Source organism: uncultured Sneathiella sp. (genome assembly GCF_963976355.1).
Classification (GTDB): domain Bacteria; phylum Pseudomonadota; class Alphaproteobacteria; order Sneathiellales; family Sneathiellaceae; genus Sneathiella.
This window is the reverse complement of record NZ_CAXBKA010000010.1, coordinates 84,612-110,452: the sequence shown is the minus strand read 5'-3', so window position 1 is coordinate 110,452 and position 25,841 is coordinate 84,612. Positions and strand designations below refer to the sequence as shown.

The 25,841-nt window shown below is 54.3% G+C and carries 23 protein-coding genes and 1 other RNA gene; all 24 read left to right on the top strand.

Annotation, left to right across the window (positions count from 1 at the left end; all coding sequences use genetic code 11):
• Positions 1-50: 50 nt before the first annotated feature.
• The 24 genes from ccoN to murC all read left to right on the top strand — a co-directional run bounded on the left by ccoN (position 51) and on the right by murC (position 25,837).
• Complete coding sequence (gene ccoN, locus AAC599_RS18255) at positions 51-1,679, top strand: cytochrome-c oxidase, cbb3-type subunit I (protein WP_340151840.1); 1,629 nt, start codon at positions 51-53, stop codon at positions 1,677-1,679.
• A gap of 5 nt (positions 1,680-1,684) precedes the next feature.
• Complete coding sequence (ccoO, locus tag AAC599_RS18250) at positions 1,685-2,410, top strand: cytochrome-c oxidase, cbb3-type subunit II (RefSeq protein WP_340151839.1); 726 nt, start codon at positions 1,685-1,687, stop codon at positions 2,408-2,410.
• Between the two features lie 11 nt (positions 2,411-2,421).
• Complete coding sequence (locus tag AAC599_RS18245; protein ID WP_293961468.1) at positions 2,422-2,571, top strand: cbb3-type cytochrome c oxidase subunit 3; 150 nt, start codon at positions 2,422-2,424, stop codon at positions 2,569-2,571.
• A 1-nt stretch (position 2,572) separates the two neighbouring features.
• Complete coding sequence (ccoP, locus tag AAC599_RS18240; RefSeq protein ID WP_340151838.1) at positions 2,573-3,442, top strand: cytochrome-c oxidase, cbb3-type subunit III; 870 nt, start codon at positions 2,573-2,575, stop codon at positions 3,440-3,442.
• Positions 3,443-3,475: 33 nt separating this feature from the next.
• Positions 3,476-4,936, top strand: coding sequence for a cytochrome c oxidase accessory protein CcoG (ccoG, locus tag AAC599_RS18235; protein WP_340151837.1), 1,461 nt, complete (start codon positions 3,476-3,478; stop codon positions 4,934-4,936).
• A complete protein-coding gene (locus AAC599_RS18230) occupies positions 4,933-5,430 on the top strand; it encodes a FixH family protein (RefSeq protein WP_340151836.1) in 498 nt (165 codons plus the stop codon). The genes ccoG and AAC599_RS18230 overlap by 4 nt, the downstream gene beginning before the upstream one ends.
• On the top strand, positions 5,418-7,739 hold the full coding sequence (locus AAC599_RS18225) for a heavy metal translocating P-type ATPase (RefSeq protein ID WP_340151835.1): 2,322 nt from the start codon (positions 5,418-5,420) through the stop codon (positions 7,737-7,739). Before AAC599_RS18230 ends, AAC599_RS18225 begins: the two co-directional genes overlap by 13 nt.
• Entirely contained in the window at positions 7,736-7,885 is a 150-nt protein-coding gene (gene ccoS, locus AAC599_RS18220; RefSeq protein ID WP_340151834.1) for a cbb3-type cytochrome oxidase assembly protein CcoS, read from the top strand. The genes AAC599_RS18225 and ccoS overlap by 4 nt, the downstream gene beginning before the upstream one ends.
• Positions 7,886-7,979: 94 nt before the next feature.
• Positions 7,980-8,720, top strand: coding sequence for a TerB family tellurite resistance protein (locus tag AAC599_RS18215; RefSeq protein ID WP_340151833.1), 741 nt, complete (start codon positions 7,980-7,982; stop codon positions 8,718-8,720).
• Positions 8,721-8,735: 15 nt separating this feature from the next.
• Entirely contained in the window at positions 8,736-9,617 is an 882-nt protein-coding gene (locus AAC599_RS18210; RefSeq protein WP_340151832.1) for a DMT family transporter, read from the top strand.
• On the top strand, positions 9,595-10,359 hold the full coding sequence (locus tag AAC599_RS18205; protein ID WP_340151831.1) for an N-acetylmuramoyl-L-alanine amidase: 765 nt from the start codon (positions 9,595-9,597) through the stop codon (positions 10,357-10,359). Before AAC599_RS18210 ends, AAC599_RS18205 begins: the two co-directional genes overlap by 23 nt.
• A gap of 27 nt (positions 10,360-10,386) precedes the next feature.
• Positions 10,387-10,768: RNase P RNA component class A (gene rnpB, locus AAC599_RS18200), an RNA gene on the top strand.
• A gap of 66 nt (positions 10,769-10,834) precedes the next feature.
• Positions 10,835-12,691, top strand: coding sequence for a cation:proton antiporter (locus tag AAC599_RS18195; RefSeq protein ID WP_340151830.1), 1,857 nt, complete (start codon positions 10,835-10,837; stop codon positions 12,689-12,691).
• A 500-nt stretch (positions 12,692-13,191) separates the two neighbouring features.
• Positions 13,192-13,662 carry a hypothetical protein gene (locus tag AAC599_RS18190; RefSeq protein WP_340151829.1) on the top strand — a complete coding sequence of 157 codons (471 nt, stop codon included), beginning with the start codon at positions 13,192-13,194 and terminating at the stop codon, positions 13,660-13,662.
• Positions 13,655-14,614, top strand: a complete 960-nt coding sequence (rsmH, locus tag AAC599_RS18185) for a 16S rRNA (cytosine(1402)-N(4))-methyltransferase RsmH (protein WP_340151828.1) — start codon at positions 13,655-13,657, stop codon at positions 14,612-14,614. Before AAC599_RS18190 ends, rsmH begins: the two co-directional genes overlap by 8 nt.
• On the top strand, positions 14,611-15,015 hold the full coding sequence (locus AAC599_RS18180) for a hypothetical protein (protein ID WP_340151827.1): 405 nt from the start codon (positions 14,611-14,613) through the stop codon (positions 15,013-15,015). The genes rsmH and AAC599_RS18180 overlap by 4 nt, the downstream gene beginning before the upstream one ends.
• Positions 15,012-16,808: a penicillin-binding protein 2 gene (locus AAC599_RS18175; RefSeq protein ID WP_340151826.1), complete on the top strand. Its 1,797-nt coding sequence runs from the start codon at positions 15,012-15,014 to the stop codon at positions 16,806-16,808. The genes AAC599_RS18180 and AAC599_RS18175 overlap by 4 nt, the downstream gene beginning before the upstream one ends.
• Positions 16,795-18,252 carry a UDP-N-acetylmuramoyl-L-alanyl-D-glutamate--2,6-diaminopimelate ligase gene (locus tag AAC599_RS18170; protein WP_340151825.1) on the top strand — a complete coding sequence of 486 codons (1,458 nt, stop codon included), beginning with the start codon at positions 16,795-16,797 and terminating at the stop codon, positions 18,250-18,252. The genes AAC599_RS18175 and AAC599_RS18170 overlap by 14 nt, the downstream gene beginning before the upstream one ends.
• Positions 18,245-19,681 (top strand): UDP-N-acetylmuramoylalanyl-D-glutamyl-2,6-diaminopimelate--D-alanyl-D-alanine ligase, encoded by a 1,437-nt coding sequence (locus tag AAC599_RS18165; protein ID WP_340151824.1) that lies wholly within the window; start codon positions 18,245-18,247, stop codon positions 19,679-19,681. The genes AAC599_RS18170 and AAC599_RS18165 overlap by 8 nt, the downstream gene beginning before the upstream one ends.
• Positions 19,681-20,769, top strand: coding sequence for a phospho-N-acetylmuramoyl-pentapeptide-transferase (mraY, locus tag AAC599_RS18160; protein WP_340151823.1), 1,089 nt, complete (start codon positions 19,681-19,683; stop codon positions 20,767-20,769). The genes AAC599_RS18165 and mraY overlap by 1 nt, the downstream gene beginning before the upstream one ends.
• A gap of 4 nt (positions 20,770-20,773) precedes the next feature.
• Positions 20,774-22,159 (top strand): UDP-N-acetylmuramoyl-L-alanine--D-glutamate ligase, encoded by a 1,386-nt coding sequence (murD, locus tag AAC599_RS18155; protein ID WP_340151822.1) that lies wholly within the window; start codon positions 20,774-20,776, stop codon positions 22,157-22,159.
• Positions 22,156-23,280, top strand: a complete 1,125-nt coding sequence (gene ftsW, locus AAC599_RS18150; protein ID WP_340151821.1) for a putative lipid II flippase FtsW — start codon at positions 22,156-22,158, stop codon at positions 23,278-23,280. Before murD ends, ftsW begins: the two co-directional genes overlap by 4 nt.
• The gene (gene murG, locus AAC599_RS18145) at positions 23,277-24,416 is read left to right on the top strand and encodes an undecaprenyldiphospho-muramoylpentapeptide beta-N-acetylglucosaminyltransferase (RefSeq protein WP_340151820.1); all 1,140 of its coding nucleotides are present in this window, start codon (positions 23,277-23,279) and stop codon (positions 24,414-24,416) included. The genes ftsW and murG overlap by 4 nt, the downstream gene beginning before the upstream one ends.
• Complete coding sequence (murC, locus tag AAC599_RS18140) at positions 24,413-25,837, top strand: UDP-N-acetylmuramate--L-alanine ligase (RefSeq protein WP_340151819.1); 1,425 nt, start codon at positions 24,413-24,415, stop codon at positions 25,835-25,837. Before murG ends, murC begins: the two co-directional genes overlap by 4 nt.
• Positions 25,838-25,841 lie beyond the last annotated feature (4 nt).

The following is a 25,841-nucleotide window of genomic DNA, read 5'->3' as shown; positions in this document are numbered from 1 at the left end:
CTAATCATATGCTCACTCCTGGTATCTAAGTCTAAAGACGGAACCTGGATATGAATTTGTTGTGGCTCGCATTTACGATTGTCGGAGCATTGACGGGGATACTCCTGTCGGCGAAGGCCGTTGACCCCAACATGATGCTTCATGGCATGATGTTCACACTTGCCAGTATTTTAAGCGCCTTTGCGTTGATTGCACGGCATTACCGGAATGCCAGCGCCCCCAGTCTGGCGAGCGAAAATGGCAGTGTTAATTATAACACGGAAATCCTGAAAGCCGGTGTTATCGCGTCGGCCTTTTGGGGTATTGCCGGGTTCGCGGTTGGCCTTGTCATTGCATTGCAGCTTGCCTTTCCGGTTCTCAATTTCGATCTGCCTTGGACAAATTTTGGTAGGTTGCGCCCGCTGCATACCTCTGCGGTCATCTTTGCCTTCGGCGGAAATATTCTCATCATGACATCCTTTCACGTCGTGCAGCGGACCTGCCGTGCCCGGCTTGCCGGTGATATCGCGCCCTGGTTCGTGTTTTGGGGATATCAGCTGTTCATCGTACTGGCGGCCACAGGGTATCTTCTCGGTGTCACACAATCGAAGGAGTATGCGGAACCCGAGTGGTATGTCGATATTTGGCTGACCCTTGTCTGGGTCGTCTATCTGCTTGTTTTCCTGGCGACCCTGTGGCGGCGTCAGGAAAAGCATATCTATGTTGCCAACTGGTTCTATCTCGCGTTTATCGTGACAATTGCGATGCTGCATGTCGTCAATAATCTCTCTGTGCCGGTCAGTTTCGCAGGGGTCAAGAGCTACTCCCTCTTTGCCGGTGTGCAAAGTGCGCTGACGCAGTGGTGGTACGGGCATAACGCGGTCGGCTTCTTCCTGACGGCAGGCTTCCTCGGGATTATGTATTACTATATCCCGAAGCGGGTTAATCGGCCGGTTTATTCTTACCGCCTGTCCATTATCCATTTCTGGTCGCTGATCTTCCTTTATATCTGGGCAGGTCCGCATCATTTGCATTATACCGCGCTGCCGGATTGGGCGCAGACGCTTGGCATGACATTCTCGATCATGTTGTGGATGCCATCCTGGGGCGGCATGATTAATGGATTGATGACCTTGTCCGGCGCTTGGGACAAGCTGCGAACCGATCCTGTTGTTCGCTTCCTCGTGACCTCGGTTGCCTTCTATGGAATGAGTACCTTTGAAGGCCCACTGATGTCGATCAAGGCAGTTAACGCGCTTAGCCATTATACGGACTGGACCATCGGGCATGTGCACTCCGGCGCGCTCGGTTGGGTGGCTTATATCAGCTTCGGGGCGCTTTATTTCATGGTGCCTGTCTTGTGGAAACGTAAATCGCTCTACTCAGATGCGTTGGTCAACCTTCATTTCTGGATTTCGACGATCGGAATTCTTCTGTACATCACGGCCATGTGGGTGTCAGGAATTCTGCAAGGCCTGATGTGGAGGGCTTATGACGCCTTCGGGTTCCTGGAATATTCCTTCAGCGAAACTGTTGAGGCGATGCATCCCTTCTATGTTATCCGTGCGATTGGTGGCGGCCTCTTCCTGATAGGAGCGCTTATTATGATTTACAATCTGTGGCGGACCGCGCGCGGTGATGTCCGTGAGAAGGAAGCGGGTAAGCTGGTCCCGAACCTTGAGTATGCGGGAGCGAGGTAAGTAAGATGTTGAAACACAAGGTTGTTGAAAAAAACTCGATCTTGATGCTCGTGCTTGTTTTGATCGTGGTCTCCATTGGAGGCCTGATCGAGATCGCCCCTCTCTTTTACCTGGAAAGTACGATTGAAAAGGTGAAAGGCATGCGCCCTTATAGCCCGCTTGAGCTGGCAGGGCGCGATATCTATATCCGTGAGGGATGCTACAACTGTCATAGCCAGATGGTGCGTCCGCTTCGCGATGAATCTGAGCGATATGGCCATTATTCGCTGGCGGCGGAAAGCATGTATGATCATCCCTTCCAATGGGGCTCAAAACGAACCGGTCCGGATCTTGCGCGCGTAGGCGGCCGGTATTCTGATGAGTGGCATGTCACCCACATGAACAATCCGCGCGACGTCGTGCCGGAATCCGTTATGCCAGGCTACCCGTTCCTGGCAAAGACGCAGCTGGAAATTTCGAATATTACCGGGAATCTGGAAACCAACAGCCTGGTCGGCGTTCCCTACACGGAAGATATGATTGCTAATGCGGAGCTTGATCTGAGAATCCAGGTGGATCCGGAAGCGGATGAGATCGATGCTTTCCTGGAGCGGTATCCGAAGGCTCAGGTGCGGGATTTTGATGGCAATCCGGCAATGCTTTCCGAACTGGATGCGCTGATCGCCTATCTTCAGATGATGGGAACACTTGTTGATTTCACGTCCTATGACGTGGACGCCAATAAACGTTAGGAGGGGAAATCATGGATTATCATGACGTTTCAGCCTTTGCCCAAAGTTACGGTCTTCTCTATCTATTCGGCTTGTTTATCGCGGTCCTGATATATGCGCTTTGGCCGAAAAATAAGGAAAAGTTTGACAAGGCCGCTCAGATCCCGCTTGAGGAAGATTAAGATGTCCAAGGAAGTTGAAAAAGACGATGTCACCGGCACGGAAACGACCGGACATGAATGGGATGGCATCAAGGAACTGGATACGCCCATGCCGCGCTGGTGGCTGTGGACGATGTATGGCACTATAATATGGGCGATCGGGTACTGGATTGTCATGCCGGCCTGGCCCCTGGTCAGCAGCTATACCGAGGGTTTCCTTGGGTACTCCTCAAGGGGCGCGCTGGAGCAGGAACTGGCGGAAGCGACCGAAGCACAGGCAGGGGATCGCGCAGCTCTCGTTACAACCGAACTTGAGGACGTAAAGAATAACGATCAGTTATATCAGTTTGCCCTGCGCGGGGGAAAGTCAGCCTTTGCCGTGAACTGTTCGCAATGCCATGGCTCGGGTGCGGCGGGGGCACCGGGCTTTCCCAACCTCAACGATGATGACTGGCTCTGGGGCGGTAGCGTCGACCAGATTTATGAAACAATTAAATACGGCATCCGGTCCGACCACGAGGACACGCGGATAGGCGAAATGCCGGCGTTCCTGACGAATGAAATGCTGGACAGATCGCAAATCAACGATGTCGCAGAGTATGTGCTTTCGCTCTCGGACACGCGGGAAGATAGCGAAGCGGTCGCGCGGGGTGAAGTCGTGTTTCAGGAGAATTGTGCGTCATGTCATGGGGAAAATGCGAAGGGGAACCGGGAATTTGGCGCACCGAACCTGACGGACGCCATCTGGTTTTATGGTAAAGACAAGGATATTATCCTGCGAACCATTTCCAGGGGGCGGAATAATGTCATGCCAGCCTGGGTGGATCGGCTTGATGACGCAACCATCCGTCAGCTGGCGTTATATGTACACTCTCTCGGGGGCGGGGAGTAAATCTGTTAACCTGTCCATTCTGGAGAAAAGGTTGTGGTAGATAGCTCCGTTGAGAATATTGACGTTCGCCCCGTCAATAAAAAGGAAAACCGGTCATTATTCGTCAAACGGGAAAAGATCCAGCCGAAGAAGGCGCGGGGGTCTTTTCGTCGTCTGAAATGGATTATCATGGGTGTGACCTTGGCGATTTACTATATCACGCCATGGATTCGCTGGGACCGGGGCGGGGGCGGACCGGATCAGGCTGTGCTTGTCGATCTGGCCCGGGAGCGCTTCTATTTTTTCTTTATCGAAATTTGGCCCCAGGAAGTCTATTACATTACCGGTTTGCTCATTCTGGCAGCGATCTCACTGTTTCTGGTGACCTCGCTGTTCGGCCGCGCATGGTGCGGTTATTCCTGTCCGCAAACCGTCTGGACTGATCTTTTTATATTTGTCGAAAGGATGGTCGAGGGGGACAGGAACGCCCGTCTCAAGCTCGACAAGGCGCCGATGTCAGTCGCGAAGCTGTCGAAACGCGTTCTGAAACACACCATCTGGATCATTATCGGTGTCCTGACCGGCGGCGCTTGGGTCTTTTACTTTGCCGATGCGCCAACGCTGCTCGTGGAGCTGTTTACCCTCGAAGCTCCTATTGTTGCCTATTCCAGCGTCGCCCTGTTGACGGCAACGACCTATGTCTTCGGCGGATTGATGCGGGAACAGGTCTGCACCTACATGTGTCCCTGGCCGCGAATACAAGGCGCCATGGTTGATGAGGACACCCTGACGGTCACGTACCATGGTGCCCGCGGGGAACCTCGGGGTCCGCATAAGAAAAATGAACCCTGGGAAGGGCGCGGACATTGCATCGATTGCAATCAATGCGTTGCCGTATGCCCGATGGGTATTGATATTCGTGACGGACTGCAGCTTGAATGCATTACCTGTGCGCTTTGTATAGATGCCTGCAATGACGTGATGGACAAGGTCAATCTGCCGCGTGGCCTCATTAGCTATGACACACATGAAGGCCAGTTTGATAGTAATCCAGAGCGTAAATTGAAATTGCGGTTTATTCGGCCCCGCACGATTGCCTATAGCGCGATATTGGCACTGGTCGGGGCGATTATGCTGTTTACCTTGCTGAACCGCTCCGTGCTGGATGTGAATGTCATCCGGGATCGCAATCCATTGTTCGTAACATTGTCGGACGGCTCAATCCGCAATGGCTATACGGTGAAAATCCTCAACAAGGTTCATGAGACACGGCAGTTCCGCATAGAAGTGGAAGGGATAGAAGGCATGACAGCCTGGCTTGAAATTTCCGGCGAGACCGATCGGCCGCTGTTGGTGACGGTACCCGCGGACGCCCTTTCCAGTTATAAACTCTATGTGTCGGCACCGGCGGATAACCTTGAAGAAAAAAGCATGGATATTGACGTTATCGTCACAGATGTTGATGGAACGGAGCGGGATGTGCAGGAAACCAGTTTCAAGGGGCCGGATAAATGAGCGCGAATATCAAAGGCAAGGTATTGACGGGGCGTCATGTGGCGCTGATGCTCGCGGCTTTTTTCGGGCTTATGTTCGCGGTGAACGGCGTCTTTGTCTATTTCGCCTTGGGGAGCTTCTCGGGGGTGAGCGAGGAAGACGCTTACAAACGCGGTCTCACCTACAATCAGGAAATCGACCATCATAGCCGTCAGTTGGCGCGTGGCTGGACGTCCGAGGTTGATTTTATACAGACCGGTGCGTCGCAAGGCATACTGACATTGGATATCCGTGATAAAGACGGTAGGGTGCTGGAGGATTTGCGCATTGTTGCGACCATTCGCCGCCCTGTCGTCGACAGCACTGACCAGGAAGCGTCTTTGCTGTATGGTGGGGAAGACTATACCGCTGATTTGACCCTCGGTGGGCCGGGACAATGGGATGTGTCCATTCTGGCTTATGGTGGCGGATATAAGGAACCCTATCGGTTGGATAAGAGGTTATGGCTGAAATAGCCCTTGAAAAACGTAATGACCTGATGACCGGTCGCTCCCATGACTTGGGGGCTGGCTGCTGCTCTGGCGGTGTAATGGCGTTGGCAGCGGCATCAACGACCGGTGCGGACTATTCCGATTTTGTCAGCGCCGACCCTTCAGCCTTCGTCGAGACGGATCAGGATGGCAATCTGATGCTGCATATGCTCGTCGAGAATATGCATTGTGCGAACTGCATCAAAACAATCGAACAAACCCTGAAGTCCAATGACGCGGTTCTCGATGCGCGGGTGAATTTTTCAACCAGGCGCCTGTTCTTGCGCTGGCGGCCGGGCAAGGTCGAGGTCGGTGAACTGGTCAGGCCTGTGATTACGCTCGGCTATCCCCTGACGCCCTATAACCCGGAAATGATCAAATCCGCATCGGCGGAAGAAAATACAAGATTGCTGCGGGCGCTGGCTGTAGCGGGCTTCGCCGCTGCCAATGTCATGCTGCTTTCCGTATCGGTATGGGCCGGACTGTTTTCTGAGGATATGGGACCGGCAACGCGGGATTTCCTGCACTGGATTTCTGCGATGATCGCCTTGCCGGCGGTGGCATATGCCGGGCAGCCGTTTTTCAAGTCTGCGATTGGCGTGCTCAAGGCAGGCCATGTCAATATGGACGTACCCATCTCTCTCGCCGTTATCCTGGCGTCGGGAATGAGTCTGGCGGAGACGATCCAGAGCGGCCTCCATGTATATTTCGACGCCTCTGTCACGCTTCTGTTCTTCCTTCTGATCGGACGCTACCTGGATAGCGCCGCCCGGAGCAAGGCACGTTCTGCGGCGGAACGGTTGGTGATGTTGAAGGCGGTGGCCGCGACCCTCATCCTGCCGGATGGCAGCCGCAAGACAGTGTCGGTTGAGGCTGTTACTCCCGGGTCCCTTGTCCAGGTCATGACAGGCGATCGGTTGCCCGTTGATGGTGTCGTTGAGGCAGGGCAGTCGGACCTTGACGTTAGCCTGATAACGGGAGAAAGTCTGCCAACTGCTGTCAATGCGGGGGATGAAGTGTTCGCGGGCACCCTCAATCTCAGCGCGCCGCTGGAAGTCCGGGCCACCAAAACCGGCGATAATACATTGCTTGGCGATATTGTGCGCCTGATGGAATCCGCGGAACAGGGGCGCGCGAAATATGTCCGCCTTGCAGACCGGATTGCCGGATACTACGCACCGGCTGTGCATATTCTCGCCGCAGCCACTTTTGCGGGCTGGTGGTTCTTTGCCGGAAGCTGGCAGGTAGCGTTGATGCAGGCCGTCGCAGTCCTTATCATCACCTGCCCCTGTGCACTTGGTCTTGCGGTGCCGGTTGTTCAGGTGGTGGCCAGCGGCCGTCTGCTGCTGAAGGGAATATTGGTCAAGGCAGCCGATGGCCTTGAGCGTCTGGCGGAAATCGATGTGATCGTCTTCGACAAGACAGGTACGCTGACGGAAGGGCGTTTGGACCTCGTGAACCGCGATGAAATTCCTAACGAAGCGCTTGATCTTGCAGCCCGTCTTGCGCGCAACAGCCGTCATCCGCTTGCAATGGCGGTCGCGCGCGTTGGGACTCCGGGCAGCCAGTATCTGGCGGTTACAGAATGCCCGGGCCTTGGCCTTAAAGCTGTTTGTGCCGGTGAGGAAGTTCGTCTTGGCAGTCGTGAATTCTGCTCTATTATGGAGGTTGACAGTCGGGATTTTTCTCCCGGTCCGGAACTCTGGTTGCGGGTAGGGCAAGGCGAAGCCGTGCAGTTTCGCTTCAAGGACCGTTTGCGTCCGGGAGCGAATGCAGCCATCGAAATACTCAAATCCCGTGGATATAGAATAGAAATTCTGTCCGGTGATCGCAAGGAAGTGGTTGCGGAACTTGCAACTGCCCTAGGTGTAGAGCACTGGCGTGCGCAGCAAAAGCCCGAAGACAAGGTCAACCGGCTTAAATCGCTTGTCGCAGCCGGACATAAGCCTCTCATGGTCGGGGATGGCTTGAATGATGCTCCGGCGCTGGCGGCAGCCCATGTTTCTCTGTCTCCGGCGAGTGCCGCCGATATCAGCCAGACTGCTGCCGACTTCGTTTTCCAGGGGCGTGATCTTCAGGCGGTGCCGGAAACGATATATGTTGCCAGAGCGGCGCGGCGGCTCATTCTGCAAAACTTCTCACTTGCCTTTCTTTATAACGCCATTGCCATTCCATTGGCGGTCGCGGGGATTGTAACGCCGCTTATTGCAGCGGTCGCCATGTCCGCCTCCTCCCTGATCGTGTGTTTGAACTCCCTGAGGCTCCGCCTTGAGCGAGGCATGTCTCCGTCATGAACGTTCTGATTTACCTCATTCCGGTGGCGTTGTTTTTGGGCGGTCTTGGCCTTGCCGCCTTTCTCTGGAGCCTGAAAACTGGCCAGTACGAAGATCTGGACGGTGCCGCTAACAGAATTCTCATTGATGATGAGGACCGTTCCTGAAGATATGCAAAATCCCGGTGGCAGAAAGCTGGCGATTTTGAAACTCTACTGATACTGTGTCCTTCTTTGCAGAATTCGGACAGCATATTTCATTATGGCAATTTGGGGAAAAATACTCGGCGGCGCGGCCGGACTTCTTGTTGGCGGGCCACTCGGCGCCCTTGTTGGCGGCCTTGCCGGACACGCTGTTGATAAATACCGCGAAACATCCACGGAAATTGAAGAAGGGATCGGCGGACAACAGGTAAAACAGGTCGCTTTCACCATTGCTGTCATCGCACTCGGGGCAAAGATGGCCAAGGCGGATGGTGTCGTCACCCGCGAGGAAGTCAAGGCTTTCAAGCAGGTGTTCCGTATTCCTCCGAATGAGGAGAAGAATGTCGGTCGCGTCTTTAACATGGCGCGGCAGGATACGGCCGGTTATGAGGAATACGCCGCACAGGTCGAGCGAATGTTCCGGGATACGCCTCATCTGATGGAGGATCTTTTGCACGGTCTGTTCGCCATTGCCATGGCAGACGGCGTGCTTCATCCCGATGAAGATATCTATCTTCAGAATGTAGCGTCGATCTTTGGCTTCAATGAAGCCGCCTATGCCCGTATCCGGAGTTATCATGCAAAGGACGGAGAGGGGGATCCATACCAGATTCTGGGTGTTTCCGCAGATGTAACTGATGCGGAACTGAAACAGGCCTACAGAAAGCTTATTCGGGAAAATCATCCGGATAAAGTTGTGGCGGAGGGCCTACCGCAGGAATTTGTGGACGTGGCCAATGAAAAGCTCGCCAAAATCAACGCGGCATATGATCAGATAAACAAAATACGCGGTCTTTAAGAATCGGAATTTACATTGAGCAATAAAGATCTTGTCCTCATTCTGTTGATCAACATGTTGTGGGCATCCAATTTTCTGGCCGCTAAAATCGGTATGGAGATTTTTTCACCAATACTGTTCACCGCAATCCGGTTCTCAATCGTTATTCTTGTCATGGTGCCCTTTGTCACATTGCCTCACGGCTACTGGCGGAAGATGATCCTTGTCGGCCTGATCATGGGCGTGTTCCACTTCACCCTGATGTTCTGGGGTTTGTCCCTGTCGCCGGATATCTCCTCGGTTGCCATTATCAACCAGACATTCGTACCGTTTTCTGCACTTCTTGCGATGATTTTCCTGAAGGAAAAAATAGGCTGGCGCCGTTGGACGGCGATTGTTCTGGCATTCTCCGGCGTGATGGTTATCGGGTTTGACCCGATCATATTTGCCAACCTGCTCTCGCCGACACTGGTTGTCATTGCCTCCTTTCTTGTCTCGCTCAATATGGTTATCGTCCGGACTATGCCGGGTATCGGTGCCTTGAATCTGACATTCTGGACAGCGGCAATTGGTGTTGTCCCGCTCTATATCATTTCGTTTCTGGTTGAGGACGGGCATTTCAGTGCGGTACAGTCAGCTGGATGGGAGCAATGGACAGCGGTTGCTTTCTCCGCGATTGGCGCGACTGTGGTCGGGCACGGGCTTACAAATTACTTAATTCGGCGCTATCCTGTCAGTACGATTGCCCCCTATTTCCTTTTGGTGCCGGTTTTTGCCGTTATCCTGGGGGTTGTTTTCTGGGGCGATGTCATGACGACCGAACTGATGATCGGCGGCGCCATGGTCATGAGCGGCGTAACCGTGATTACGCTTCGGTCCGGCAAGAAAAAATCTGATGAGCAAGCTGATGGCGCTTGAAAATATCATCTGGCAACCGTCTCCGAACTTTGATGAACGTGGTGCGGATATTCCCATTGACATGTTGGTTCTCCATTACACTGGCATGCGCACGGCGGAAGAGGCGCTCGATCGTCTGACCGATGCACAGGCCAAGGTAAGTGCGCATTATTTTGTCGATGAGGATGGCGGGATTGTGTCCCTTGTTCGGGAAGAACAGCGCGCCTGGCACGCGGGTGTTTCCGAATGGCGTGGAGAGAGCAATATCAATGCCCGCTCGATTGGCATCGAAATCGTCAATCCCGGTCATGAATTTGGATATCGTCCGTTTCCAAAAAGACAGATGGCATCGGTCAAGGCATTGTCTATTGATATTGTCAGACGGCATAAAGTACCCCCACGAAATGTTGTCGGCCATTCTGATGTCGCGCCGGAGCGTAAAGAAGATCCGGGAGAGCTGTTTGACTGGCGCGGTCTTTCGGATGCAGGGGTGGGGCTATGGTTCGAGGCAAGTGCCGCCATCCCGCACAGCGATATGGGCTTCTCCGTCGGAGCCCAGGGGGCAGAGGTTTTCGCCTTACAACAAGCCCTCCAGGAGATCGGCTATGCGGCAACGCCGTCTGGTCTGTTCAATCCGGCATTTGAAAGTATCATTTTCGCGTTCCAGCGGCATTGGCGGGCTGCGCGGGTGGATGGAATCGCTGATCCTGAAACGCAGGGCATCGTTTATGCGGTGCTTGCAGAGGTTCGTCGCTTGACTTGAGGTCGTCCCGCGCTTAGTTACACGTCGGTAGATGGCTGGATGATCGCCGCTTATCCGTAAGGTGAGGGGAGGAAAGTCCGGGCTCCACGGAAATGCGATGCCGGTTAATGGCCGGCGGGGGTGACCCCAGGGAAAGTGCCACAGAAAGCAAACCGCCCGGATGTTCCGGGTAAGGGTGAAAGGGTGCGGTAAGAGCGCACCGCGCATCTGGCAACAGAAGCGGCATGGTAAACCCCATCGGGAGCAAAACCAAATAGGGATGATCCGCGCAGGGGCAACTCGGGCGCAAGCCGGTTTTCCGGGCTATCATCCGGGTTGGTTGCTTGAGGTGTCTGGTAACAGGCATCCTAGATGAATGATCATCCCCTGGTTACAGGGACAGAACCCGGCTTACAGGCCATCTGCCTTATTTTCTGCCGCAATGTGCAGTACGATGATAGATTAGTTTGAGCGTCTTCTCACGGTAGGAAATGACATGACTTTTTTGCGGGTGATCGGTCTTGGGATGGGAGCAATGCTGCTGCCCGGCTTGGCATCACCTGCGTTGGCCGCGGGGACGGATATGCCGTCCCTCGTCTATGATATCGGCATCAGTATTTTTGTTGCCAGCATTTTCGCCATTCTATTCGTGCGTGTCAAAATCCCGAGTATTGCCGCGTTTCTGGTTTGCGGTATCCTTATTGGCCCGATCGGCATCAAACTGATCACGCAACCGGAGAATATCGAGACGATCTCTGAACTCGGGTTTATCCTGCTGTTATTCATGATCGGGATGGAGATCGATCTTCGCCGTATGCTCCGTAGCGGCAAAATGATTATCGCGACCGGCTTGCTGCAGTATCCGCTGACAGTGTTTTTTGGCATTCTCGCGGGCAAGGCTCTTGCCTGGTTTGGTGTATCGACGGTTGGCGATACCTATGATGCGCTTTACTTCGGCCTGTTTATTGCGGGCTCATCCACACTTCTGGTGATCAAGCTTTTCCAGGAAAGATATGAACTCGATACGGAACCCGGTCGTATCGCCCTTGGTATTCTGGTGTTTCAGGATTTCTGGGCCATTATCGTCATTATCCTGCAGCCCTCCTTTGCGGCACCAGAACTGGCGCCTGTACTCTATACAATGCTGGCGATTGTCTTATTGGCAATCGTTTCCTATTCGCTTGCCAAAAGCCTTGTTCCGCTGGTGTTCCGCTGGCTTTCAAAAGAACCGCAGATGATGCTGGTGGGTGCGCTGGGCTGGTGCTTTGCCATCGTTTTCATCGGCCGCGGCTTCGAATATATCGGCGACTTCATTTTTGGCGAGGGCAAGCATATGTCTGTCGCCACTGGCATGAGCGCGCTGATTGCGGGCCTTACGGTTGCGACGCTTCCCTACAGCCGTGAGATCGTTGCAAAAGTCGGCATTGTCAGGGATTTTTTCATTACCCTTTTCTTTGTCGGCCTCGGGATGAGTGTCCCGCCGATTGACGGGATTGAGGTCATTCTGATTGCGGTGGCGCTGGCTTTTTTCGCGATCATAAGCCGCCAGATAATTTTCTTTCCGCTGTTGTATTTTACAGGTGGAGATCAGCGTCACGCTGAAGTTGCGTCCATACGTCTTGCGCAAATCTCGGAATTTGGTCTCGTTATTTCCTATCTGGGAACGCAATATGGCCATATCTCGACCGAATTTGCGAGTGCGATCATTTTTGCCTTTATCATTACGGCGCTTCTTACCCCGACCCTCTACAAATACGCCTACGCGATCCATGGCTGGATGGCGCCTTTTTTGCAGGCAATCGGATTTAAGGAGCCGGAGGAAGGAGCCGTTGATACAGAACGAGAATTTGATCTGGTGCTGCTGGGATTCCATCGGGTGGCATCTTCACTTCTTCATGATATCGCGAAGAACAACCCCGACCTTCTGCCGCGCATTCTTGTAATTGACTTCAATGTCCATCTCCATCCGGCCATCCGCAAGCTCGGCGCGTCGGTGCGCTATGGTGATTTGTCGAATGACGAAATTCTCGTTCATGCCGGCGTTGGCAAGGCGAAGGTCGTGGTGTCAACAATTCCCGACGATATCTTGCGCGGGACCAATAACAAGGAACTGGTGGAAGTCGTTCGCCGCATCAACAAGGATGCAGTCGTCATCGCAAATGCCGAGGAACTCAGCTCCGCACAGGAAGTCTACAACAGTGGAGCGGACTATGTGTATATGGGGCGCATCAATACGGCACGCACATTGGAAGAAATCATTGTCCGGACGATGGATGGCGCATTGTCAGACTATAGGCGGGAACAGGAAGAGCTTCATGGACGCCATCATGAAAGGTCCGAGATCCTGAAATAAGCGTATTTACTGAGATTTTCTGCATCAACCAGCGCTTTTATATTAGAAATTAGCGAATCTCCTCTGGCCCGATTCAAAAAACGGCAAATATCCAGAAAAATCCGTCAATTTTCTGTCACTATACTTCTCCGTGAAATCCGTCGGGAGGCGCTTAATATCCGTTGAGGCGTGGCTTGTCCATATATTTTGCGCTCCCATAAAATAAGAACAAATAATGAACATGAATTGAATTCTCCATTACTTTCAATATTGGAGATGACAATTCGACATGTGGAGGGCGGTCCGAGAAATATAAAAATTTTTACTTATTTTGTATCCGTTTTCTTCTCTGAAACCCGCTATTCTCCAGCCGTTTGGCATTGACTTCCATAAAATCCCATGATATTCGGGTTTTTATCCATGACATGCCAGAAACGCTTGTTTTTACCGGTCCAGACCGGACTTTCACAAGGAGCGACCGGGCAAATGGATGAGTTTGATATTAGGGGGATTTCGGCTGTATGGCCCTGTTTCTGTCCACATATGTAAACAAGGTCGACAAGAAGGGGCGGGTTTCCGTTCCGGCGCGGTTTCGCGCGGTCCTTGCTTCTAAAGGCTTTGACAGCGTTGTCCTTTTGCCAACGATCAATGGGGATGCAATTGATGCATGCGGAATGGACGTGATGGAACGGCTGCTGGAAAAAATCGGCGGCTTTGATCCTCTCTCCGAAGATCGTGAGAGCTATGCGGACGCGCTCATGAGTGATGCGATTGAACTGCCGATTGATGGCGACGGACGGATTATGGTGCCGCTTGAAATGCTTGAAAGTGCCGGAATTGATGGCCAGTGCGCGTTCGTCGGACGTGGTGACAGTTTTCAGCTCTGGCAACCCGCGGCATTCGAAGTCCGGAAAAAGCAGGCACGCACCCGTGCGGCCAACAAGCGCGCAGCAAGCACTGGGCTCGGCTCGGAAGGAAGGGGCGATGACTAAGCAAAACGCTCCCCATATTTCCGTCCTCCTCCGGGAAGTGCTGGATATCCTCTCTCCCAAGGACGGCGGCGTTTATGTCGACGGCACATTCGGAGCCGGAGGATATAGTCGGGCCATTCTGGAGTCTGCAGATTGCAAGGTTTTCGGAATTGATCGCGATCCTCTGGCCATCTCAATCGGTCAGGAAATGGCAAAAGAATTCGGAGGCCGTTTGCTCATGATCGAAGGCTGCTATGCGGATATGGTGCAGCTGCTGGCAGATCAGGGCATCGATATGGTCGACGGCATCGCGCTCGATATCGGGGTTTCCTCCATGCAGATCGATGAAGCGGAACGGGGCTTTTCCTTCATGCGGGAAGGGCCGCTTGATATGCGGATGTCCGGTAAAGGCCGGACGGCGGCAGAAGTAGTAAATGAAGAATCTGAAGCAGAACTCGCCAGGATTATTTTTGTGTATGGCGAGGAGCAAAGATCACGTGCGATTGCGCGTGCAGTAGCCGAAAGACGCGAGTTGGCGCCTTTCAAGAGTACAGTTGAGTTAGCGGAAGTGGTGGCTTCGGTTGTGCGCCCAACAGGAAAGGGCATACATCCGGCGACGCGTACCTTCCAAGCGTTGCGTATAGTAGTAAATGATGAACTTGGGCAGCTGGTCAAGGGTCTGGCCGCATCCGAACGATTGCTTACTCCCGGCGGTCGTCTAGCGGTTGTATCTTTCCATAGTCTTGAAGACCGACGCGTGAAAAAATTCCTGTCAGCAAGGTCTGAAGGGCGTGCCAGGCCGTCTCGTCATGTTCCTGTCTCGGACGAGGGGCCAGCTCCCACTTTCAAGCTTGTCAAGCGAGGGGCTTTCAAAGCCCGCGCTGACGAACTAGCCGTTAACCCGCGCTCGCGATCGGCCCGCCTCAGAGGGGCGATCAGAACAGCGGCCCCAGCCTGGACGGAGGCGGCATGAAACTAAACCTTACAGTTTTGACATTGGTTCTGTTTGCCGGGGTTTCCTATGGCCTCTACCAGCTCTCCTATGAGGTGCAGGAGCTGGAAAAAGATCTCAACTCGTTAAATGCCAATATTACGGAAAATAAAGAATCTATCCGTATCCTGAAGGCAGAGTGGACTTACCAGAATCGTCCGGATGTATTGCAGGCACTTGCCAGCAAATACTTGCCGCTTTTGTTGATTGCGCCTTATCAGGTCGCATCTGTCGGTGAAGTGCCTTACCCGCCGGTAGATCCGGAACAATATTCCGTGCCCATTCCACGCTATAATCCTCACCGGGATTATTCCCCGGTTGACAGGGCGCCGACAGGGCCGGTTCAGCTCGCCACATTTACGCGCACAGGGAGCCTGCAATGAGCGAACCGACTTGGCTCTCTAAGTCACCTCGCCCACGCATCTCGCTGACGACAACCCTCGGCCACAAAAATCTGGAAGATTGTCACAAGCCGCTGCGTCTCGACGGGAGTGCAAAGGAAACGCTGGAGCAAGGGCGTAACCGCCTTGTTATGGCAGGTGTCATATTTGCTTTCTGCTTTGTCATTCTGGCGGGCCGGCTTGTTGGTCTCGCGATCAGCGGTATCGGTGAGGACGAGGCAGCGACTGCCGATTCCGGTATTTCACTGCCCGTCGCGACGGAAGAAAACAAGCGTGCTGAAATTCGCGATCGCAATGGTGTGCTGCTGGCGACCACTCTCACCACTGCCTCTTTGTTTGCAGAACCTAAAAAGGTTATCAATCCGAAAGAGCTGGCCGCAAAACTGACAACGGTGCTGGATGATTTGAGCGAGGCGACAATCCTGAGCAGACTTGCCTCTGCCCGTAACTTCGTATGGCTCAAGCGAAACCTGACTCCGTCGCAACAGTATCAGGTGAACGCCCTAGGTATTCCCGGCCTGCATTTCCGCTCGGAGGAGAAGAGATTCTATCCCATGGGGGCTCTGGTTTCCCATGTGATGGGATTCACCGATGTAGATAACCACGGCATTGCTGGGGTTGAGAAATATTTCGATGCGCAGCTTGATGGCTCGGAGGATAATCCTTCGCAGGATTTGACGCTGTCCATCGATGTGCGTATCCAGCATGCGTTGAGGGACGAGCTTTCCCGTCACATGTCTGTTTTCCAGGCGATTGGGGCGGCGGGTATGGTGATGGACGTCAAAACCGGAGAGATCCTCGGGATGGTGTCCTTGCCTGATTTCGATCCGAACCGGCCGAGCGATTTTTCCGGTGATGCCAAGTTTAACCGGATCACTCTTGGCGTTTATGAAATGGGGTCGACATTCAAGACGTTCACCACGGCGATGGCGCTCGATTCCGGTACGGTTGGTCTTAAGGGCGGGTATGATGCGACAGAGCCCATTCGCAAGGCCGGCTTTCGAATTCGGGATGACCATCCCAAGAAGCGCTGGCTGTCGGTGCCGGAAATCTACATGTACTCATCGAATATCGGCGCAGCGAAAATGGCCGATGAAGTCGGGCCGAAAAATCATAAGGCATTTCTGGCGAAACTCGGGCTGCTCGATAAACCTTCGCTAGAAATTCCTGAGATCGGTGCCCCAATTTTGCCGCCAAGATGGAATAGTCTGGAGACTATGACGATTTCTTTTGGTCACGGGCTGTCCGTCAGTCCCTTGCAGCTCAGTACGGGGATTACGGCGATTGTCAATGGTGGCGCTTATATTAACCCGACAGTGGTCCGGCGTGATGATATGAAGGCGACGCCGGTGCGTCAGGTTATTCGTGAGGACACGTCCGGTATCATGCGACGGTTGATGCGGCTTGTTGTCGAAAAGGGAACCGGCGGCAAGGCGGCGGCCGACGGCTATCTCGTTGGAGGCAAGACCGGGACGGCGGAAAAAGCAGTTGGTGGACGCTATAAACGCGATGCTCTCATTTCTTCCTTCGTGAGTGCGTTTCCGATGAATGATCCGCGTTACGTCGTCTTCGCGATGCTTGATGAACCAAAGGGAAACGCACAAACGCATGGTTTCAGAAGTGCAGGCTGGACCGCGGCACCGATTATCGGGCGCCTGATCTCCCGTATCGGCCCGATTTTGTCGATCTCTCCTGTCAATGAGGAAAGCGAGGCCGTTCAAAGGGCAATGTTTATTCCCATCAACTCACGGGAGAAGAAACTTGCGTCTTTCTGAGTTGATGAAAGGGCGGGATGTTCCCGTGGTACACGACAAGCATGTGAAAGGCCTGACGGCAGACAGCCGTTTGGTTGAGCCGGGCTTTCTCTTTGCTGCGCTTTCCGGAACCCGTGCGGATGGCCGCGAATATATCGAGGAGGCGGTGAATAAAGGGGCTGTTGCAATTCTCACAGACAAGGCCTATGAGCCCGAAGACTGCAGTCTGCCGTGTTTTCGTGAAGAAAATCCGCGCCTGATTCTAGCCCGGTTGGCTTCTCGTTTCTATGGGGCCGAGCCTGAAACGATTGCGGCTGTCACCGGGACTAACGGCAAAACTTCCGTCGCCTATTTTACCCGTGCTCTATGGGAAGCTATGGAATTGCCAGCCGCAAGCATCGGTACGCTTGGTGTTGTCATGCCGGACCAGATTATGCCGCTTGGCTATACGACGCCGGATCCTGTGCTGTTGCACAAAACCCTGACCTACCTTGTCGGGCACGGTATCCAGCATGCGGTGATAGAGGCATCAAGCCATGGACTTGATCAATATCGCCTAGATGGAGTCCGCATCAAGTCTGCGGCGTTCACCAACCTGACGCGCGATCATCTTGACTACCATCCGACATCGGAAGCCTATCTGACCGCAAAGCTGGGGCTTATCTCAAGGGTTCTGGATCGCTCGGGCACAGCAGTGCTGAATGCGGATTCGGAAGTGTATCCCGCTTTTTTGCGCGCCGCAAAGGATCGCGGGGTCAATATCATCTCCTATGGCCGGGATGGAGATGAAATAAAACTCATCGAAGCGACGCCTGAAAGCGCGGGCCAGGCCATCAAAATCGATGTCTTCGGAACACGCCATGACATCATGCTGCCGCTTGCCGGGGAATTCCAGGCTTTGAATGCTCTCTGCGCATTGGGACTTGTGATCGGGGCGGGTGGCGTTCCGGGGGTTGCCAGCAAGGCGCTTTCGAAGATAACCAATGTGCCCGGCCGACTGGAACTGGTTGCGCAGCTCTCAAACAATGCGGCCATCTATGTGGATTACGCTCATTCACCGGATGCCCTTGAAACTGTGCTGGAGGCCGTCCGCAGTCACGCCAAGGGAAAAATCGTTGTGGTTTTCGGCTGTGGTGGAGACCGGGACAAGGGCAAGCGCGCCGAAATGGGCCGTATCGCCGGGCTGTATGCAGATATCGCCATTATAACGGATGATAATCCGCGGACCGAAGATGCCGCCTTGATCCGCGCCGATATCATCGTTGCCTGCCCAGATGCCTTCAATATCGGAGACAGATACGCCGCAATCGAGGCCGCCATCAGTAAATTGGGACCGGATGATATCCTCGTTGTCGCAGGTAAGGGGCATGAAGAAGGGCAAGTCATCGGGACCGAAACAATTCCCTTTAACGACAAGAAGGCCGTGCAGCAGATTGTGGCAGCGTTAGGGGGCGGCAATGGTTGATATGCCGCTCTGGGAAGGGGCTGAGATCATCTCTGCCGTCAACGGCAAGACCACGAATGATGACTGGAATGCAACAGGTGTTTCGATCGACAGCCGGTCTCTCTCGTCCGGAGATTTGTTTGTTGCAATCATTGGCCCGGTTCATGACGGCCATAAATTTGCGAAAACGGCTCATGAGAATGGCGCTGCGGCCCTGCTGTTAAGTTTCGTGCCAGATGACTTGCCAAAAGATGCCAATGTTGTACTGGTGGACGACACGCTGCGCGCCCTTGAAGATCTTGGCGCTGCCGCCCGCAAAAGATCCAAGGCCCGGATTTCAGCGGTAACCGGAAGTGTTGGCAAGACCGGAACCAAGGAAGCGCTTTTGCACGCCTTGTCACGGCAGGGGAAAACCCATGCCAGCGTCGGCAGCTTTAACAACCACTGGGGCGTTCCTCTTTCCCTGTCCCGGATGCCGAGAGACACCGAATTTGCCGTTTTTGAACTGGGGATGAACCACCCCGGGGAACTTGGCCCTTTGTCCCGCATGGTGCGCCCGCATGTCGCCATGATCACCACGATTGAGGCTGTGCATCTTGAGTTTTTCTCTGATGTCGAGGCCATTGCCCGCGCCAAGGCGGAAATCTTTGAAGGTTTGACCTCAAGCGGTTCTGTGATCCTGAACGGCGACAATAGCTACGGCGGACTGTTGAAGAGTATTGCGGCCAATGCCGGAATTACGCATATCCTGACATTCGGTGAGAAATCCGAAGCGGATATTCGCCTGACTGACTTTACGCTCTATCCGGATCATAGTGATATGGCGGTCAGAATTGCATCACATGAGGTGTTCTTTCGCCTCGGTGTGCCGGGCCGTCACTGGGTTAGCAATATCCTCGGCGTACTCGGGGTGGTGAGCGAGCTCGGCGCCGATATTGAGCAGGCCGCTGAAGCGCTCGGAGATTTGCAGCTGCCGAAGGGGCGCGGTGAACGTCATATGGTGCCATGCCCTGGTGGCTGCTATATGGTATTGGATGACAGTTATAATGCGAGTCCGGCTTCCATGCGGGCTTCGCTTAAGGTGCTTCATACGCTGTATCCAGACGGGAAGGGACGGCGCATCGCTGTTCTGGGCGATATGCTGGAGCTTGGCGATAAATCCGCCGATATTCATCGCAGCCTCAAGGAGGATGTGCGCGCCGCAGAGGTAAACCTCCTCTTCGCCTGCGGGCCGAATATGGCGCATTTGACGAAATCCATGCCGAGTGCAGTCACAACCTACCATGCGGCGACGTCCGAAGGATTGATAGAGCCGCTGCTGGAAACGGTTGGTGCCGGAGATATCGTTTTGGTAAAGGGTTCGCTGGGAAGCAAGATGAGCCTCCCGCTTGAAGCATTGCTTGCCCGCCGACCCGCGGTTCTTGCCGCCGCCGAACAGAGGGGGCGCTGATGCTCTATAACTTCCTATTTCCGCTGGCTGATGATTTCGCCCTCTTCAACCTCTTTCGCTATCTGACGTTTCGGACTGGCGGCGCGGTCATGACGGCGCTCCTGATCAGCTTTATCTGCGGTCCCAGCGTTATCAGATGGCTGAAAAGCAAACAGCATCGCGGACAACCGATCCGTGATGACGGCCCGCAGAGCCATATCATTGCGAAACAGGGAACGCCGACGATGGGCGGGTTCCTGATTCTGCTGGCGCTCGCGGTCAGCACGCTCCTCTGGGCGGATTTGAGCAATACCTATGTCTGGGTTGTTCTGCTGGTTACTATTGGATTTGGCGCGATCGGGTTTGCCGACGACTATTTGAAAGTTAGCCGTCATAATACGCGGGGTCTGCCGGGAAAGCTGAAGCTGCTGTTGGAATTCATCATTGCGGGGCTGGCAGGTTACGTGGTGATGATGAGTTCACCCGTTGATATTTCGGGCGTCCTGACAATTCCGTTTTTAAAGAATGCTATTCTCAATCTTGGCTGGCTCTATATTCCCTTTGCCATCCTTGTTACCGTTGGCGCGGGGAACGCGGTCAACCTGACGGACGGGCTGGATGGTTTGGCAATTGTACCGGTGATGATTGCCGCGGCCTCTTTTGCGTTGATCGCCTATCTTGTCGGTAATGCTGTCTTCTCCAATTATCTGCAAATTCAATACGTCCCGGGGTCAGGAGAACTGACGGTTTTTTGCGGCGCCCTGATCGGAGCAAGTCTCGGCTTTCTCTGGTTCAATGCCCCTCCCGCAATGGTATTCATGGGAGATACGGGATCGCTCGCCATGGGCGGTGCGCTTGGATCCATCAGCCTTGTGGCGCGGCATGAAATTGTCTTAGCAATTATTGGCGGCCTTTTCGTGCTGGAGACGGTTTCCGTCATCGTTCAGGTCGCATCATATAAAATGACGGGGAAGCGGGTGTTCCGCATGGCGCCGCTGCATCATCATTTTGAGCAGAAAGGCTGGGCGGAGCCGACAATCGTCATCCGGTTCTGGATCATTGCCGTGATCCTTGCCCTGATTGGCCTTGCATCGTTGAAGTTGAGGTGAGGGAATGATGCAGAGTCACGCATATCAGAATAAGAACATTGCCGTTTTCGGACTTGGTAAAAGCGGTCTGGCGACGGCGCGCCAGCTTCATCTTGGCGAAGCCCATGTATTTGTCTGGGACGATGACGAAGCGCGCCGCAAGGCGGCCCTTGAAGCGGGACTGACCGTTCAGGATCCATTCCAGAAAAGCTGGCCCGGGGCGGAGGCGCTGATATTGAGCCCGGGCGTTCCTCTCACGCATCCGGCGCCTCATCCTGTCGTTGAGCTTGCCAAAAAAGCAGGCGCATCGGTGATTGGCGATGTGGAGATTTTTCTGCAGGAAAAGGAAGCGGGCCGTGTCATCGGGATTACGGGAACGAATGGCAAGTCGACAACCTCGGCCCTTATTCATCATCTCTTGAGCGAAGCTGGTAAATCATCCGCGCTTGGTGGGAATATCGGAACGCCGGTTATGGACCTGCCGGAACTGGATGAAGATGGAAACTATGTTCTCGAGCTTTCTTCCTATCAGCTCGATCTGACGCCCTCATGGCATGCGAATATCGCGGTTTTGCTTAACATTACGCCGGACCATCTGGATCGCCATGGCGATATGGCGGGATATGCAGCGGTCAAGCGCCGGATTTTCCAGCGCCAGACTGAAGATGATGTGGCGATCATCAACATCGATGATCCGCTTTGTGAGCATATTGCAACCTGCCTGGCCATCCATGGTGAGGGGAAGATAATTCCTGTTTCGACAACCACGCCGGTCGACGGGGGGGTTGCAGTTATCGACGGCCGTCTGGAGGATCAATCCTTCGGCGATCAATCTTGGACGATGGATATATCAAAGATTGGTTCTCTGCGCGGCCGTCATAATTGGCAGAATGCAGCGGCGGCTGTCGCCGCGGCGCGGAGCGCGGGGCTGACGCCTGATGAAATTCGTGCCGGGTTGATATCGTTCGGCGGCCTTTCTCACCGGATGGAGGAAATCGGCCGCCGGGACAATGTCTTGTTCATCAATGATTCCAAGGCGACCAATGCTGAAGCGGCTGAAAAGGCGCTGACCAGTTTCGATAACATTTTCTGGATCGCGGGCGGTCGGGAAAAGGCTGGCGGAATAACGGCTCTGGCGCCGCATTTTGACCGTATCTGCGAGGCTTTTCTGATTGGCGAAGCGGTGGATAGTTTCGCAGCGACTCTGAAAGGCAAGGTGCCAACTCACAAATGCAAGGATTTAGAGGAGGCCGTTCGGCAAGCGGCTGAAGCAGCGCTCCGCTCCGGAAAAAAGGATGCCATTGTCCTTTTGTCTCCGGCGGCGGCGAGTTTTGATCAGTTTACAAGCTTCGAGGTGCGCGGTGATGTCTTTCGCGCCGCCGCAACACGATGGATAGAGGAGGCATCATGACCACATTTACACGCCTCGATCGTTCCGTTGTTGGAAGCTGGTGGTGGACTGTTGACCGCTGGACATTGGTGGCGGTCGGACTTCTGGTCGCGATGGGCGGTGTCATGGTCCTCGCGGCAAGCCCGGCAATCGCTGCTCGCCTGAGCCTTGATAATTTCCATTTTGTCCGCCGTCAGTTCATGTATTTACCAATGGCGGCAATAATCATTTTTGCGATTTCGCTGTTGTCACCTTTGTGGATACGGCGTCTGGCAGTTGTCGGCTTTGGTGTTTTTTCGCTGTTGACGATCGCGACCCTTCTTGTGGGACCGGAAGTCAAGGGCGCACATCGCTGGCTGCAATTCGGCAGCTTCACCTTGCAGCCAACAGAATTTCTCAAGCCTTCTTTCGCTGTTGTCGCCGCTTGGATGTTTGCGGAACAGCGGCGCAGCGATGAAATTCCGGGCAACCTGATTTCGATCCTGTTGTTCATGTTCGTGATTTCCCTGCTGTTGCTGCAGCCCGATGTCGGAATGACCTTGCTCGTGTCCGCCGTCTGGTTCGTGCAGTTTTTCCTGGCGGGACTTCCGATTATCTGGGTGGTCATGTTCGTCGTTGTCGGGATTGTCAGCGCCGCTGCGGCCTACAGCCTTTTCCCCCATGTGGCCAGCCGGGTTGATCGGTTCCTTGATCCATCAGGCGGCGGTAACTACCAGATCGAGCGCGCGATGGAAGCCTTTCAGACAGGCGGCTTCCTGGGCGTGGGTCCCGGTGACGGCTCGGTAAAGCGGCAGCTGCCGGATGCACATACAGATTTTATCTTCGCCGTGCTGGGTGAGGAGTTCGGTGTAGTGGTCTGTCTTCTCGTCGTTGCAATATTCGCTTTTATCGTTCTTCGCGGTTTCAGTCGCTTGCTGGAAGAGAAGAATTTCTTCGTTGTCCTCGCGGCCGCTGGACTGCTGACCCAGTTTGGGCTTCAGGCCGTTGTGAATATCGGTGTTAACCTGCGGCTGATGCCGACGAAGGGGATGACATTGCCCTTTATTTCCTATGGCGGCTCATCGATGTTCGCTCTTGCCCTTCTCATGGGAATGCTACTGGCGTTAAGCCGCCGTCGTGCTGGTGCAGGGGAGCTTAAATGACGTCAGCAAAGACAAACATAGTTCTTGCCAGTGGCGGTACGGGCGGACATATATTTCCGGCCCGCGCTCTGGCTGAGGAACTAACAGCCCGCGGATTCGCCGTCACCCTGATAACGGACGGTCGCGGTGAAAAGTTTGAGCAGCTGTTTCCAGGGGTCAATATCCTGCAAGTGAGGGCGGGCTCCCCCTCCGCACGTGGCATTGCCGGCAAGATAAAGGCCATCGTGTCTCTGGTGATCGGGTTCTTTCAGGCGCGCCAGGCCTTGCGGCGCCTTAAGCCGGCCGTTGTCGTCGGTTTCGGCGGATATCCCTCCATGCCGCCTGCCGCCGCGGCGGCGAGCCTTGGCATTCCATTGCTCCTGCACGAGCAAAATGCGGTTTTGGGACGCGTGAACAAGCTGCTTGCAAGCCGCGCACATATCATCGCGACTTCCTTTGACCATACTGAAAGTCCGGATAATGAGATTGCCAACAAGATGATTTACACGGGCAACCCTGTCCGTCGCGCGATCCTGCCGTTGTTTGGCAGACGCTATGAAAGCCCGGCGCCGGAAGGGGAGATCAAACTGCTTGTCCTGGGCGGCAGTCAGGGCGCGACAATCCTATCTGAGGTCGTGCCCGCCTCACTTGCGGCGCTTCCGGATGATCTGAAATCACGGCTTCATGTAACCCAGCAATGCCGTGCGGAAGATCTGGAAGCCGTCCGCACGTTATACAGCGAGGCACATATCGAGGCCAATCTCTCCACCTTTTTTGACAATGTGGCGGAGCTGCTGGGCGAATGCCATCTGGCGATTACCCGCTCGGGGGCGTCGACACTGTCCGAATTGACCGTTGCCGGCCGACCTTCCCTGCTGGTGCCTTACAAACATGCCATGGATGATCATCAACGCAAGAATGGTGAAAATGCGGTGGCACGCGGTGCGGCTCGCCTGATCCTCCAGGATAATTTTACGGTAGAGGAAGCGTGCCGGGAACTGACCTATCTCCTCCGTCACCCGGACTGCCTCTCTGTCATGGCCACGGCTTCCTCCAGCCTCGGGGAAATTCACGCCGCCGAGAAACTTGCGGATCTTGTAGAAGAGTGCAAGCCCGCGAACAGCGACAATGAGAACAGCGGAAAGGTGGCGGCATGAGAACGTTACCGCTAGATATGGGCCTTGTGCATTTTGTCGGTATCGGCGGCATTGGAATGAGCGGCATTGCCGAGGTTATGCATACGCTTGGCTATCAGGTGCAGGGTTCCGATCTGTCAGCTAATGCAAATGTGGAGCGTCTTCGCTCCCTCGGCATCACTGTGTATGAAGGCCATGATGCGAAGAACCTCGGTGAGGCGCAGGTAGTTGTGATTTCCTCGGCGGTGAAGGCGGATAATCCGGAAGTGCGCGAAGCGCGCGATCACCTTATTCCTGTGGTTCGTCGAGCCGAAATGCTGGCGGAGTTGATGCGTCTCAAATGGGCGATTGCCGTGGGCGGCACCCATGGAAAGACGACAACTACCTCGATGCTGGCAAGTCTTCTGGACGCTGCCGGTATGGAGCCCACTGTGATAAATGGCGGCATCATCAATGCCTATGGGACCAATGCCCGGCTTGGAAACGGGGAGTGGATGGTGGTTGAAGCAGATGAGTCTGACGGCAGCTTCACGAAGCTGCCAGCCACCATCGCCGTTGTGACGAATATCGACCCGGAGCATCTTGATTTCTACGGAGACTTTGATGGAGTGCGGGATGCGTTCCAGACCTTTGTGCAGAACATCCCTTTCTATGGCTTTGCGGCGGTCTGCATTGATCATCCTGAGGTGCAGGCGCTGATCGGGCGGATTTCGGATCGCCGTCTCGTCTCTTACGGCACATCGCCGCAAGCTGACTATCGGGCAACTGACATTCACTTTTCCGATGGCCATGCGCATTTCAATGTTGTGATAAGCGATCGCGTGGAGAGCGAAACCCGATTGATGGAAGGGTTTGAGCTGCCGATGCCCGGGAATCATAATGTGATGAATGCCCTGGCCGCCATCGTTGTCGGCAGGGAAATGGATTTTTCAGAAGCGGATATCAAGAAAGGCCTCAGGGCATTTGGTGGCGTTAAACGGCGTTTCACCAAAACCGGAGAGGTGAATGGCGTGACGATAATCGATGATTACGGTCACCACCCGGTTGAAATTTCATCCGTTCTCTCGGCCGCGCGTCTGGCCTATGACAAGAAGATAATCGCGGTGGTCCAGCCACATCGCTATTCCCGCCTTCATGACCTATTTGAAGAATTCTGCACCTGCTTCAATGATGCCGATACTGTCATTGTTGCGAACATCTATGCCGCAGGGGAGGCGCCGCTCCCCGGGATCGACCGTGACCATTTCGTGGAAGGCCTGCGCGCGCGGGGACATCGTCATGTACTGGCGCTTGAAGGGCCTGAAGCATTGGCCGGACTGATCCAAGATATCAGTCATCCCGGCGATGTCGTCGTCTGTCTGGGCGCTGGGTCGATTTCGACCTGGGCCAATAACCTGCCGGGTGAACTTAGCGCGCTGTCCGGTGGGAAGGGGGAAGGGTGAACAT

Coding starts and splice junctions, on each gene's coding strand:
- ccoN (WP_340151840.1), top strand. CDS start 51: ATGAATTTGTTGTGGCTCGCATTTACGATTGTCGGAGCATTGACGGGG.
- ccoO (WP_340151839.1), top strand. CDS start 1,685: ATGTTGAAACACAAGGTTGTTGAAAAAAACTCGATCTTGATGCTCGTG.
- AAC599_RS18245 (WP_293961468.1), top strand. CDS start 2,422: ATGGATTATCATGACGTTTCAGCCTTTGCCCAAAGTTACGGTCTTCTC.
- ccoP (WP_340151838.1), top strand. CDS start 2,573: ATGTCCAAGGAAGTTGAAAAAGACGATGTCACCGGCACGGAAACGACC.
- AAC599_RS18230 (WP_340151836.1), top strand. CDS start 4,933: ATGAGCGCGAATATCAAAGGCAAGGTATTGACGGGGCGTCATGTGGCG.
- AAC599_RS18225 (WP_340151835.1), top strand. CDS start 5,418: ATGGCTGAAATAGCCCTTGAAAAACGTAATGACCTGATGACCGGTCGC.
- ccoS (WP_340151834.1), top strand. CDS start 7,736: ATGAACGTTCTGATTTACCTCATTCCGGTGGCGTTGTTTTTGGGCGGT.
- AAC599_RS18215 (WP_340151833.1), top strand. CDS start 7,980: ATGGCAATTTGGGGAAAAATACTCGGCGGCGCGGCCGGACTTCTTGTT.
- AAC599_RS18205 (WP_340151831.1), top strand. CDS start 9,595: ATGAGCAAGCTGATGGCGCTTGAAAATATCATCTGGCAACCGTCTCCG.
- AAC599_RS18195 (WP_340151830.1), top strand. CDS start 10,835: ATGACTTTTTTGCGGGTGATCGGTCTTGGGATGGGAGCAATGCTGCTG.
- AAC599_RS18190 (WP_340151829.1), top strand. CDS start 13,192: ATGGCCCTGTTTCTGTCCACATATGTAAACAAGGTCGACAAGAAGGGG.
- rsmH (WP_340151828.1), top strand. CDS start 13,655: ATGACTAAGCAAAACGCTCCCCATATTTCCGTCCTCCTCCGGGAAGTG.
- AAC599_RS18180 (WP_340151827.1), top strand. CDS start 14,611: ATGAAACTAAACCTTACAGTTTTGACATTGGTTCTGTTTGCCGGGGTT.
- AAC599_RS18175 (WP_340151826.1), top strand. CDS start 15,012: ATGAGCGAACCGACTTGGCTCTCTAAGTCACCTCGCCCACGCATCTCG.
- AAC599_RS18165 (WP_340151824.1), top strand. CDS start 18,245: ATGGTTGATATGCCGCTCTGGGAAGGGGCTGAGATCATCTCTGCCGTC.
- mraY (WP_340151823.1), top strand. CDS start 19,681: ATGCTCTATAACTTCCTATTTCCGCTGGCTGATGATTTCGCCCTCTTC.
- murD (WP_340151822.1), top strand. CDS start 20,774: ATGATGCAGAGTCACGCATATCAGAATAAGAACATTGCCGTTTTCGGA.
- ftsW (WP_340151821.1), top strand. CDS start 22,156: ATGACCACATTTACACGCCTCGATCGTTCCGTTGTTGGAAGCTGGTGG.
- murG (WP_340151820.1), top strand. CDS start 23,277: ATGACGTCAGCAAAGACAAACATAGTTCTTGCCAGTGGCGGTACGGGC.
- murC (WP_340151819.1), top strand. CDS start 24,413: ATGAGAACGTTACCGCTAGATATGGGCCTTGTGCATTTTGTCGGTATC.